The 12,313-nt window shown below is 54.3% G+C and carries 8 protein-coding genes; 5 read left to right on the top strand and 3 right to left on the bottom strand.

Annotated features, from left to right (window positions below; translation table 11 throughout):
* Positions 1 to 83: 83 nt before the first annotated feature.
* The 5 genes from nanA (at position 84) to nanQ (ending at position 4,645) form a co-directional block, all read left to right on the top strand.
* A complete protein-coding gene (gene nanA, locus FEK46_RS01820) occupies positions 84 to 977 on the top strand; it encodes an N-acetylneuraminate lyase (RefSeq protein ID WP_130260181.1) in 894 nt (297 codons plus the stop codon).
* A 108-nt stretch (positions 978 to 1,085) separates the two neighbouring features.
* Positions 1,086 to 2,576 carry a sialic acid transporter NanT gene (gene nanT / locus FEK46_RS01815; protein ID WP_130204544.1) on the top strand — a complete coding sequence of 497 codons (1,491 nt, stop codon included), beginning with the start codon at positions 1,086 to 1,088 and terminating at the stop codon, positions 2,574 to 2,576.
* A 46-nt stretch (positions 2,577 to 2,622) separates the two neighbouring features.
* Positions 2,623 to 3,312, top strand: a complete 690-nt coding sequence (locus FEK46_RS01810; RefSeq protein ID WP_135559885.1) for an N-acetylmannosamine-6-phosphate 2-epimerase — start codon at positions 2,623 to 2,625, stop codon at positions 3,310 to 3,312.
* Positions 3,309 to 4,184, top strand: a complete 876-nt coding sequence (gene nanK / locus FEK46_RS01805; RefSeq protein ID WP_135559884.1) for an N-acetylmannosamine kinase — start codon at positions 3,309 to 3,311, stop codon at positions 4,182 to 4,184. The genes FEK46_RS01810 and nanK overlap by 4 nt, the downstream gene beginning before the upstream one ends.
* Positions 4,181 to 4,645, top strand: coding sequence for an N-acetylneuraminate anomerase (gene nanQ, locus FEK46_RS01800; RefSeq protein ID WP_130204550.1), 465 nt, complete (start codon positions 4,181 to 4,183; stop codon positions 4,643 to 4,645). Before nanK ends, nanQ begins: the two co-directional genes overlap by 4 nt.
* A gap of 59 nt (positions 4,646 to 4,704) precedes the next feature.
* On the opposite strand, the gene FEK46_RS01795 is transcribed toward nanQ, so the two are convergent.
* From FEK46_RS01795 to gltB, 3 genes are all read right to left on the bottom strand, one after another.
* A complete protein-coding gene (locus FEK46_RS01795; RefSeq protein WP_135407976.1) occupies positions 4,705 to 5,754 on the bottom strand; it encodes a PDDEXK nuclease domain-containing protein in 1,050 nt (349 codons plus the stop codon).
* Between the two features lie 183 nt (positions 5,755 to 5,937).
* Positions 5,938 to 7,356 carry a glutamate synthase subunit GltD gene (gene gltD / locus FEK46_RS01790; RefSeq protein WP_000081672.1) on the bottom strand — a complete coding sequence of 473 codons (1,419 nt, stop codon included), beginning with the start codon at positions 7,354 to 7,356 and terminating at the stop codon, positions 5,938 to 5,940.
* A gap of 12 nt (positions 7,357 to 7,368) precedes the next feature.
* Entirely contained in the window at positions 7,369 to 11,829 is a 4,461-nt protein-coding gene (gltB, locus tag FEK46_RS01785) for a glutamate synthase large subunit (protein ID WP_135559883.1), read from the bottom strand.
* Positions 11,830 to 12,313 lie beyond the last annotated feature (484 nt).

Genomic DNA, 12,313 nt, shown 5'->3' with positions numbered 1-12,313 from the left:
TATGATGTGTTGCTTATTTGATCTGGTATAACAGGTATAAAGGTATATCGTTTCAACAGACAAGCATCACTTCAGAGGTATTTATGGCAACGAATTTACGTGGCGTGATGGCCGCACTCCTGACTCCTTTTGATCAACAACAAGCACTGGATAAAGCGAGTCTGCGCCGCCTGGTTCAGTTCAATATTCAGCAGGGCATCGACGGTTTGTACGTGGGGGGGTCGACAGGCGAAGCCTTTGTGCAGAGCATTTCCGAGCGTGAACAGGTACTGGAAATCGTCGCCGAAGAGGCGAAAGGCAAGATTAAATTAATCGCTCACGTAGGTTGCGTCAGTACTGCTGAAAGCCAACAGCTTGCGGCTTCAGCCAAACGTTATGGCTTCGATGCCGTCTCCGCCGTTACGCCGTTCTACTATCCTTTCAGCTTTGAAGAACACTGCGATCACTATCGGGCAATCATTGACTCGGCGGATGGTTTGCCGATGGTGGTGTACAACATTCCGGCATTGAGCGGGGTAAAACTGACTCTGGATCAGATCAATACACTGGTTACGTTACCTGGCGTAGGTGCACTGAAACAGACCTCTGGCGATCTCTATCAGATGGAGCAGATCCGTCGCGAACATCCGGATCTGGTGCTCTATAACGGTTACGACGAAATCTTCGCTTCCGGCCTGCTGGCGGGCGCAGACGGCGGTATCGGCAGCACTTACAACATTATGGGCTGGCGCTATCAGGGTATCGTGAAGGCGCTGAAAGAAGGTGATATCCAGACCGCGCAGAAACTGCAAACTGAGTGCAACAAAGTCATTGATTTGCTGATTAAAACTGGCGTATTCCGTGGCCTGAAAACCGTCCTGCACTATATGGATGTGGTGTCTGTTCCGCTGTGCCGTAAACCGTTTGGTCCGGTTGATGAAAAATATCTGCCAGAACTGAAGGCGCTTGCCCAGCAGTTGATGCAAGAGCGCGGGTGAGTTCTTTCCCCTCGCTCGCCCCTACCGGGTGAGGGGAAATAAGCGCATCTGTACCCTACAATTTTCAAACCAAAGCGTGTGGGCATCGCCCACCGCGGGAGACTCACAATGAGTACTACAACCCAGAATATCCCGTGGTATCGCCATCTCAATCGTGCACAATGGCGGGCATTTTCCGCTGCCTGGTTGGGATATCTACTTGATGGTTTTGATTTCGTTTTAATTGCCCTGGTACTCACTGAAGTACAAGGTGAATTCGGGCTGACAACGGTACAGGCGGCAAGTCTGATTTCCGCAGCCTTCATCTCTCGTTGGTTCGGCGGCCTGATGCTTGGCGCTATGGGCGACCGCTACGGGCGTCGTCTGGCAATGGTCACCAGTATCGTTCTCTTCTCGGTCGGGACGCTGGCCTGCGGCTTCGCGCCTGGTTACATCACTATGTTTATCGCTCGTCTGGTGATAGGCATGGGAATGGCGGGTGAGTACGGTTCCAGCGCCACCTATGTGATTGAAAGCTGGCCAAAACACCTGCGTAATAAAGCCAGTGGTTTTCTGATTTCCGGCTTCTCTGTGGGGGCTGTCGTTGCCGCCCAGGTCTATAGTCTGGTAGTCCCGGTCTGGGGCTGGCGTGCACTGTTCTTTATCGGCATCTTACCGATCATCTTTGCTCTCTGGTTGCGGAAAAACATCCCGGAAGCGGAAGACTGGAAAGAGAAACACGGGGGCAAAGCACCGGTGCGCACGATGGTGGATATTCTCTACCGTGGTGAACATCGCATCGCCAATATCGTGATGACGCTGGCGGCGGCTACTGCGCTGTGGTTCTGCTTCGCCGGTAACCTGCAAAATGCCGCAATCGTCGCTGTTCTCGGGCTGTTATGCGCCGCAATCTTTATCAGCTTTATGGTACAGAGTACGGGCAAACGCTGGCCAACAGGCGTAATGCTGATGGTGGTTGTGTTATTTGCTTTCCTCTACTCGTGGCCGATTCAGGCACTGCTGCCAACATATCTGAAAACCGATCTTGCTTATGACCCGCATACTGTCGCCAATGTGCTGTTCTTTAGCGGTTTTGGGGCGGCGGTGGGTTGCTGTGTCGGCGGCTTCCTCGGTGACTGGCTGGGAACGCGCAAAGCCTACGTTTGTAGCCTGTTAGCCTCGCAATTGCTGATTATTCCGGTATTTGCGATTGGCGGTGCAAACGTCTGGGTACTTGGTCTGTTGCTGTTCTTCCAGCAAATGCTCGGTCAGGGGATCTCCGGGATCTTACCGAAACTGATTGGTGGTTATTTCGATACCGACCAGCGTGCAGCGGGCCTGGGCTTTACCTATAACGTTGGCGCACTTGGCGGCGCACTGGCGCCGATCATTGGTGCGCTGATTGCTCAACGTCTGGATCTGGGGACGGCACTGGGATCGCTTTCGTTCAGTCTGACGTTCGTGGTGATCCTGCTGATTGGGCTGGATATGCCTTCTCGCGTTCAGCGTTGGTTGCGCCCGGAAGCGTTACGTACTCATGACGCTATCGACGGCAAACCATTCAGCGGTGCCGTGCCGTTTGGCGGTGCCAAAAACGATTTAGTCAAAACCAAAAGTTAATCCTGTTGCCCGGCCATGTGCCGGGCCTTTTGCTAAGGGAAGAAGTATGTCGTTACTTGCACAACTGGATCAAAAAATCGCTGCCAACGGTGGCCTGATTGTCTCCTGCCAGCCGGTGCCTGACAGCCCACTCGATAAACCGGAAATCGTCGCTGCCATGGCATTAGCGGCAGAGCAGGCGGGTGCGGTTGCCATTCGCATCGAAGGTGTGGCAAATCTGCAAGCCACGCGTGCGGTGGTGAGTGTGCCGATTATCGGGATTGTGAAACGCGATCTGGAGGATTTTCCGGTACGCATCACGGCCTATATTGAAGATGTTGATGCGCTGGCGCAGGCGGGCGCAGACATTATCGCGATTGACGGCACCGACCGACCGCGTCCGGTGCCTGTTGAAACGCTGCTGGCACGTATTCACCATCACGGTTTACTGGCGATGACCGACTGCTCAACGCCGGAAGACGCCCTGGCATGCCAAAAGCTGGGCGCCGAAATTATTGGCACCACGCTTTCGGGTTACACCACGCCAGAAACGCCGGAAGAGCCAGACCTGGCACTGGTGAAGACATTAAGCGACGCCGGATGTCGGGTGATTGCCGAAGGGCGTTACAACACGCCATCCCAGGCGGCAGACGCAATGCGCCACGGCGCGTGGGCGGTGACGGTCGGTTCTGCTATCACACGTCTTGAACACATTTGTCAGTGGTACAACACAGCGATGAAAAAGGCGGTGCTATGACCACTCTGGCGATTGATATCGGCGGTACTAAACTTGCCGCTGCGCTGATTGGCGCTGATGGGCAGATCCGCGATCGCCGAGAACTTCTTACGCCTGCCAGCCAGACGCCGCAGGCGCTGCGTGATGCCTTATCCGCATTAGTCTCCCCGTTACACGCTCATGCGCAGCGGGTTGCTATCGCTTCAACCGGAATTATTCGCGACGGCAGCTTATTGGCGCTGAATCCGCATAATCTCGGTGGATTGCTACACTTTCCGTTAGTCAAAACGCTGGAGCAACTTACTGATTTGCCGACCATTGCCATTAATGATGCGCAGGCCGCAGCATGGGCGGAGTATCAGGCGCTGGAAGGCGATGTAACCGAGATGGTGTTTATCACCGTTTCCACTGGCGTCGGCGGCGGTGTAGTGAGCGGCGGTAAACTGCTTACCGGCCCTGGCGGTCTGGCGGGGCATATCGGGCATACGCTTGCCGATCCACATGGTCCAGTCTGCGGCTGTGGACGCACAGGTTGCGTGGAAGCGATTGCTTCTGGTCGCGGCATTGCAGCGGCAGCGCAGGGGGAATTGGCTGGCGCGGATGCGAAAACCATTTTCACGCGCGCCGGGCAGGGCGACGAACAGGCGCAGCAACTGATTCACCGCTCCGCACGTACGCTTGCAAGGCTGATCGCTGATATTAAAGCCACAACTGATTGCCAGTGCGTAGTGGTCGGTGGCAGCGTTGGTCTGGCAGAAGGGTATCTGGCGTTAGTGGAAACGTATCTGGCGCAGGAGCCAGCGGCATTTCATGTTGATTTACTGGCGGCGCACTACCGCCATGATGCAGGTTTACTTGGGGCCGCGCTGTTGGCCCAGGGAGAAATATTATGATGATGGGTGAAGTACAGTCATTACCGTCTGCCGGATTACATCCTGCATTACAGGACGCGTTAACGCTGGCATTAGCTGCCAGACCGCAAGAAAAAACACCGGGTCGTTACGAATTACAGGGCGATAATATCTTTATGAATGTCATGACGTTTAACACTCAATCGCCCGTTGAGAAAAAAGCGGAATTGCACCAACAGTACATTGATATCCAGCTGTTATTAAACGGTGAGGAACGGATTCTGTTTGGCATGGCAGGCACTGCGCGCCAGTGTGAAGAGTTCCACCATGATGATGATTACCAGCTTTGCAGCGCCATTGAGAACGAGCAAGCCATCATCCTGAAACCGGGAATGTTCGCCGTGTTTATGCCAGGAGAACCGCATAAACCGGGATGCGTTGTTGGCGAACCTGGTGAGATTAAAAAGGTTGTGGTGAAGGTTAAGGCTGATTTAATGGCTTAAAACTTAGTTCGTTTTAAAGATTCTGCAGACACCGTCTGCAGAATTCGAAACCGCTGAAATTAACGGCGTCTATAGCCTTCCTCTAGCACCGCCTGTGTTCGAACGAGTTCATCCGCGAGTTGTTTCTCATCAGGTAGCTGCATCTTATATTCACTTGCCAGAACGGTGTTAGGCAAACCTGCCAGAGCATAATGTGCTTCTCCGGCTCCTTTCTCTGCACAGAGAACCAGACCGATGGGCGGATTTTCATCCGGTAGCGTCCAGTGCTCTTTGGCATAGTTGAGATACATATTCATTTGTCCGGCATCGCTATAGCTAAATTTGCCCACTTTTAGATCGACGATTAGCAGGCAGCGTAAACGGCGGTGGAAAAACAACAGATCGACCCGAAACCAGTTGTCATCAATGCGTAACCTTCGTTGTCGACCGACAAAGGCAAAATCATCCCCAAGTTCCAGCATGAAATCCATCAGGTGGTTGATCAGCGCCTCCTCAAAATCGGATTCTGAGTATTCATCTTTTAATTCCAGAAATTCGAGCACAAAGGGATCGCGTATCGCCTGCTGCGGAAGAATATGCGTCTCGGCAGGAGCGTGTTGTTGCAGCATGGCTGATTTGTCATATGACAGTAATGTCCGCTCATAAAACTGGGTCGCAATTTGCCGCTCTAGCTGGCGAACAGACCAGCCACAGCGGAGCGTCTCTTTTTCATAAAAGCTGCGGGCGTCAGCGTTTTTAACGGAAAGCAAGCGGACATAAGTGGACCAGGGCAGAGGCAAAGATTTGGCAGACAGTGTCTGCCGAATTTCAATATGTTGATAAAAAAGGTAAAAAAGCCTCATTTGGCGTAAGTTTTTTGCAGAGAACCCACGCTTATACCTTAGACTTAAATCCTTTGATAGCCGCTTGATTAGCTGCGTACCATACGCGGCCCGAGCCTCACCACCTTGTTCAAATTCGACAATCCGTCGGCCAATTTCCCAATACGTCGCGGTCATTAACGCGTTAACACTACGTACCGTTTCCGTCCGGGCACTATCGACCAGGTGAATAATGCCGTCGTGGATTTGCTGGTAGCCTGCGGTGGTTTGAAATGAGAGCGATTCCATTATCTTTCCCTTTATATGGAGCTGTGTTGAATAATGGAATCAGCTATACGCCGGGCATCTGCCGGTAACAATCCAGGTGTGCGTATTACATTGGTTTTCTTCAGATTATGCGAGGCGCTTTCCAGAACGAAAGGAGAATTTCAGCGCCGACTCTTTTCTGAGGAGGCGGCGCTGGAGCAGGGATTAAACTTCCAGCCAGTTCATAATGCCGTCTGCCGCTTTGCGACCTTCGGCAATGGCGGTAACGACCAGATCGGAACCACGGACGATATCGCCGCCAGCAAAGATTTTCGGGTTGCTGGTCTGGAAAGCGTTGTCGTTGCCTTCCGGGGCGATAATGCGCCCCTGCGAATCCAGCTCGACGCTGTGTTTTGCCAGCCATTCCATGTTGTGTGGACGGAAACCAAACGCCATGATCACCGCATCTGCCGGAACGATATGTTCGGAACCTGCCACAATCTCCGCGCGGCGACGGCCTTTGGCATCCGGTTCGCCCATTTCTGTGCGCACCATTTTTACGCCGCTGACTTTGCCGTTGCCGTTCACTTCAATACCCAGCGGCTGGACGTTGAATTTGAACTCTACGCCTTCTTCCCGCGCGTTTTTCACTTCGCGGCGGGAACCCGGCATGTTCTCTTCATCACGACGATAGGCACAGGTAACGTGCTTTGCCCCCTGGCGTACAGACGTGCGCACGCAGTCCATCGCAGTGTCGCCACCGCCAAGGACCACCACGCGTTTGCCTTCCATGCTGACGAACGGTTCGTCGCGGGTTTCACCAAAACCCATTAACTGTTTGGTGTTGGCGATAAGGAACGGCAGCGCTGCGTACACGCCATCGGCGTCTTCGTTTTCCAGCCCGCCGCGCATTGACTGATAAGTCCCGACGCCAAGGAACACGGCATCGTAATCACTCAGCAGATCGTCCAGCTGCACGTCGCGGCCCACTTCGGTATTGAGTTTGAATTCAATACCCATGCCGGTGAAGATTTCACGGCGGCGCGTCATTACCTCTTTTTCCAGCTTGAAAGCCGGAATACCGAAGGTCAGCAGGCCGCCGATTTCCGGGTGACGGTCGAAGACGACCGCTTTTACGCCGTTACGCGTCAGGACATCCGCACACGCCAGACCCGCCGGACCTGCGCCGATAATCGCCACTTTTTTACCGGTCTGTTTCACGCCGGACATATCCGGACGCCAGCCCATCTCGAACGCTTTATCATTGATATAACGCTCAATGTTGCCGATGGTCACCGCGCCAAACTCATCGTTCAGGGTGCAGGAACCTTCGCACAGACGGTCTTGCGGGCAGACACGTCCGCATACTTCCGGCAGCGTGTTGGTCTGATGCGACAGTTCCGCCGCTTCAAAAATACGCCCCTCGTTGGCGAGCTTCAGCCAGTTCGGGATGTAGTTGTGTACCGGGCATTTCCACTCGCAGTATGGGTTGCCGCACGACAGGCAGCGATCAGCCTGCGCTTTGGCCTGGCCTTCGGAAAACGGCTCGTAAATTTCAACAAACTCAATTTTGCGGATCTTCAGCGGTTTCTTTGGCGGATCAACACGCTGCAGGTCGATAAATTGATAAACATTCTGACTCATTGTTGCTACCCCTTACTGCGCCTGCACGCGCAACTCTGCTGCGCTACGACTACGGTGACCCAGCAGTGCTTTTACATCACTGGACTTCGGTTTAACCAGCGCGAATTTAGTGGCGAAGGTTGACCAGTTTGCCAGAATCTCTTCACCACGCTGAGAACCGGTATGCTGCACATGCTCGGTGATAAGACCACGCAGATGCTCTTCATGGATAGCTAAATCGTCAACGCTTAAGACCTCGACCAGTTCCGGGTTAACGCGTTTGCGGAAATCGCCACTTTCATCGAGAACGTAAGCGAAGCCGCCGGTCATGCCTGCGCCGAAGTTAACGCCGGTTTTACCCAGAATACAGACAATACCACCCGTCATATATTCACAGCCGTTGTCGCCAATGCCTTCAACCACGGTAATCGCACCCGAGTTACGCACACCGAAACGTTCACCCGCGCGGCCTGCGGCATACAGACGACCACCAGTGGCGCCGTACAGGCAGGTGTTGCCGATAATGCTTGCTTCATGGCTGCGGAAGGCTGAGCCAACCGGAGGACGAATGGCGATTAAGCCGCCCGCCATGCCTTTACCAACATAGTCGTTGGCATCACCGGTCAGGTACAGTTCCACGCCGCCCGCGTTCCACACACCGAAGCTCTGGCCTGCGGTGCCGTTGAAGTACGCTTTGATAGGATCGGCTGCCAGCCCCTGATCGCCGTGCGTTTGGGCGATATAGCCTGAAAGCGACGCGCCGACAGAACGGTCGGTGTTGCGAATATCGAACCAGAAGGTTTTGCTCTGGCGTTCATCGACAAACGGTTTCGCCTGTTGCAGCAACTGCGCATTCAGCAGGCCGTTATCAAACGGCGGGTTGTTTTCGGTGCAGTAGAGCGCCTTACCAGCCTTAGGCTCGGCAGTCTCCAGCAGCTTCGACAGCGCCAGTTTCTGCTGTTTGGCGGTGAAACCGTCCAGCTCTTTCAGCAGGTCGGTGCGACCAATCAGATCCACCAGACGCGTTACGCCCAACTGTGCCATCAGCTCGCGGGTTTCACGGGCGATAAACTCAAAGTAATTCGTCACCTTGAACGGCAGGCCGTGATAGTGATTCTTACGCAGTTTGTCGTCCTGAGTTGCCACACCCGTTGCGCAGTTGTTCAGGTGGCAGATTCGCAGATATTTACAGCCGAGCGCCACCATCGGACCAGTGCCGAAGCCAAAGCTTTCTGCGCCGAGAATCGCCGCTTTGATGATATCAACGCCCGTTTTCAGGCCGCCATCAACCTGCAACCGAATTTTATGACGTAGACCGTTAGCAACCAGCGCCTGCTGGGTTTCCACCAGACCGAGTTCCCACGGGCAGCCTGCATATTTCACCGACGACAGCGGGCTTGCCCCCGTACCGCCGTCATAGCCTGCGATGGTGATTAAATCGGCATAAGCTTTCGCCACGCCAGTCGCGATGGTACCGACGCCCGGTTCGGACACCAGTTTTACGGAGATCATCGCTTTCGGGTTGACCTGCTTGAGGTCGAAAATCAGCTGCGCCAGGTCCTCGATAGAGTAGATATCGTGGTGCGGCGGCGGGGAGATCAGTGTCACGCCCGGCACCGAATAGCGCAGTTTGGCGATGTAAGGCGTGACTTTATCGCCCGGTAACTGACCGCCTTCACCCGGCTTCGCGCCCTGGGCGACTTTAATCTGAATGACGTCGGCATTGACCAGGTACGCCGGAGTAACACCGAATCGACCGGAAGCCACCTGCTTGATGCGCGACACTTTGTTGGTGCCGTAGCGGGCAGGGTCTTCACCACCTTCACCGGAGTTCGAGTTACCGCCGATGCTGTTCATCGCTTCTGCCAGCGCTTCGTGCGCTTCCGGGCTTAATGCGCCAATAGACATTGCAGCGGTATCGAAGCGTTTAAACAGTTCGCTTGCCGGTTCAACATCAGCAATGTTGACCGCTTCATCACCCGGCGTAATTGCCAGCAGATCGCGCAGCGTTGTTGCCGGACGCTCATTAACCAGCTTCGCGTATTCCTGATAGTCGCTGTACTCGCCACTCTGGACCGCCTGTTGCAGCGTGCGCACCACGTCCGGATTGTAGGCGTGGTATTCGCCGCCGTGCACATATTTCAGTAGGCCGCCCTGGCTGATGGGCTTGCGCGCCAGCCAGGCTCGTTTCGACAGATTCAGCAGATCCTGCTGGAAGTCTTCAAAGCTCGCCCCGCCAATGCGGCTAACCGCACCCTGGAAGCACAGGCACACTACATCATCGTGCAGGCCGACCGCTTCAAACAGTTTCGAGCAGCGATAAGAGGCGATGGTGGAGATGCCCATTTTGGACATGATTTTGTACAAGCCTTTGTTGATGCCGTTGCGGTAGTTCAGCATCACGGTACGATAATTTTTGGCAATCGCCTGAGTGTCTACCAGGCGGCCCAGCGTTTCATAGGCAAGGTATGGATAAATAGCCGTCGCGCCGAAGCCCAGCAACACGGCGAAATGGTGCGGATCGCGGGCGCTGGCGGTTTCGACGATGATGTTGGCATCGCAACGCAGACTTTGATCGACCAGACGGGTCTGGATCGCGCCAACCGCCATCGGGGCCGGAACCGGCAGGCGATCTTTGCCGATATTCCGGTCGGAAAGCACCAGCAATACGGTGCCGCTACGTACCATTTTTTCGGCTTTGTCGCACAGCTCTTTGACCGTCGTTTCGAGCGTGGTTTTGGTGACGTCAAAGGTGATATCCAGCGTATCTGCGCGGTAGTGCTCCTCTTTCATCGTCGTGAGCTGTTTGAAATCGGAGTAGAGCAGAATCGGCGATTTAAAGCTTAAACGGTGCGCCTGGCCTTCTGCTTCACAGAAGACGTTCATTTCACGACCGATGCTGGTAGCGAGCGACATAACGTGCGCTTCACGCAGCGGGTCGATTGGCGGGTTGGTTACCTGCGCAAACTGCTGACGGAAATAGTCGTAAATAATGCGCGGCTGACTGGAGAGCACGGCGAATGGAGTGTCGTCGCCCATCGAACCGACCGCCTCCTGGCCGTTTTCGCCCAGCACACGGATTACAGAGTCCAGCTCTTCCGCGCTGTAGTTAAACTGTTTCTGGTAGCTGGCAAGCGTGTCGTCGTCCAGTTCGCGGCTACCCACTTCTTCATCGGGCAGATCTTCAAACGGTACCAGACGGCGGACGTTTTTCTCCATCCACTCTTTATATGGATGGCGGCTTTTCAGATCGTCATCGGTTTCTGCCGAGTGCAGAATGCGCCCACTGCGAGTGTCGATTACCATCAGTTCGCCTGGCCCGACGCGGCCTTTTTCGACCACTTCGTCAGGCTGATAATCCCAGATACCGACTTCAGAGGCGCAGGTGATGAGCTTATCTTTGGTGATGACATAGCGCGCCGGACGTAGACCGTTACGGTCAAGGTTACAGGCGGCAAAACGACCGTCAGACATCACGATGCCCGCCGGGCCATCCCACGGCTCCATATGCATGGAGTTAAAGTCAAAGAAGGCACGCAGTTCAGGGTCCATATCCGGGTTGTTCTGCCAGGCGGGTGGTACTAACAGACGCATAGCGCGGATGATATCCATCCCGCCAGCCAGCAACAGTTCCAGCATGTTATCCATCGAGCTGGAGTCGGAACCGGTTTCGTTGACGAACGGCGCGGCGTCGTGCAGGTCAGGGATCAGTGGCGTCTGGAATTTATAGGTACGGGCGCGCGCCCATTGGCGGTTACCGGTAATGGTGTTGATCTCGCCGTTATGCGCCAGATAGCGGAACGGCTGCGCCAGCGGCCAGCGCGGTACGGTGTTAGTGGAGAAGCGCTGGTGGAACAGGCAAATGGCCGATTCCAGACGCAGGTCCGCAAGATCCAGGTAGAAGCGCGGCAGATCCGCCGGCATACACAGACCTTTATAGATGTTCACCAGATTCGACAGGCTACAGACGTAGAAGTCTTTGTCGGCTTCGAGACGCTTTTCAATGCGGCGGCGGGCGATAAACAGACGGCGCTCCATATCACGCGGACGCCAGCCAGCCGGAGCGTTAACGAAAATTTGCTCAATGCGTGGCAGAGAAGAGAGGGCGATTTCACCCAGCACGCCTTCGTTAGTGGGGACATCACGCCAGCCCACAATCGACAAGGTTTCACGTTGCAGCTCTTCTTCAACGATGCGGCGTGCGGCAGCGGTGAGTTCAGGATCTTTATTCAGGAAGAGCATCCCGACGGCGTAGTTTTTTGCTAAACGCCAGCCGCGCTCCTGCGCAACGATGCGAAAAAAGCGATCCGGTTTTTGTAATAGCAGGCCGCAACCGTCACCGGTTTTACCATCGGCGAGAATCGCACCACGGTGCTGCATTCGGGCCAGTGCGTGTATTGCAGTACGCACTACCTTGTGGCTAGGTTCGCCTTCTATGTGGGCGATCAGGCCGAAACCACAGTTATCCTTCTCAAGGGATTTATCGTACAACATATCAGTGAACCTCCCCAGGCTCTGCGGGAACCCCACTTCCGAACCGCTACGCACGGGCACAGAAAGAGCGTGGCGACGGGGTTTGCGTGTCATACGCGCGCCTCGCATTCGCCCCCTTGTTGTCCTTTTCGCATCGGTTAATACGGTGAAGAGGGGATCTCAATTACTGCATAAATATGATGAGCAGGCTGCTCATCCAGAAAGCTTCCAGCGGATTTCCAACTTATCGGGAAAGCTGATACAGGTCAAATGGCAAGCTTATTGGTACAAAAATGTGCTTTAGCGCAAAATTCTTTATTAATTAGCTGAAATTAAAATAGATTTTCTATTTAAGGCTAAAAGGGACGTCGTTAGAGAAACAGCCAATTCCTGACTGTCATTAAGGCGTGTTAACCCTTATCCTGCCTTGAACTGACGAGAAAACCAGCATTTTATACTGCCTTAATTGGTAATGACGTTTCATGCTACTGTTTTTGCCTAAAAT

It is taken from the genome of Escherichia sp. E4736 (assembly GCF_005781225.1).
GTDB lineage: Bacteria > Pseudomonadota > Gammaproteobacteria > Enterobacterales > Enterobacteriaceae > Escherichia.
This window is presented reverse-complemented; position numbering and strand designations above follow the sequence as displayed.

Bases quoted from the DNA above. Each gene is read 5' to 3' on its own strand.
- nanA (WP_130260181.1), top strand. From the start codon at position 84: ATGGCAACGAATTTACGTGGCGTGATGGCCGCACTCCTGACTCCTTTT.
- nanT (WP_130204544.1), top strand. From the start codon at position 1,086: ATGAGTACTACAACCCAGAATATCCCGTGGTATCGCCATCTCAATCGT.
- FEK46_RS01810 (WP_135559885.1), top strand. From the start codon at position 2,623: ATGTCGTTACTTGCACAACTGGATCAAAAAATCGCTGCCAACGGTGGC.
- nanK (WP_135559884.1), top strand. From the start codon at position 3,309: ATGACCACTCTGGCGATTGATATCGGCGGTACTAAACTTGCCGCTGCG.
- nanQ (WP_130204550.1), top strand. From the start codon at position 4,181: ATGATGATGGGTGAAGTACAGTCATTACCGTCTGCCGGATTACATCCT.
- FEK46_RS01795 (WP_135407976.1), bottom strand. From the start codon at position 5,754: ATGGAATCGCTCTCATTTCAAACCACCGCAGGCTACCAGCAAATCCAC.
- gltD (WP_000081672.1), bottom strand. From the start codon at position 7,356: ATGAGTCAGAATGTTTATCAATTTATCGACCTGCAGCGTGTTGATCCG.
- gltB (WP_135559883.1), bottom strand. From the start codon at position 11,829: ATGTTGTACGATAAATCCCTTGAGAAGGATAACTGTGGTTTCGGCCTG.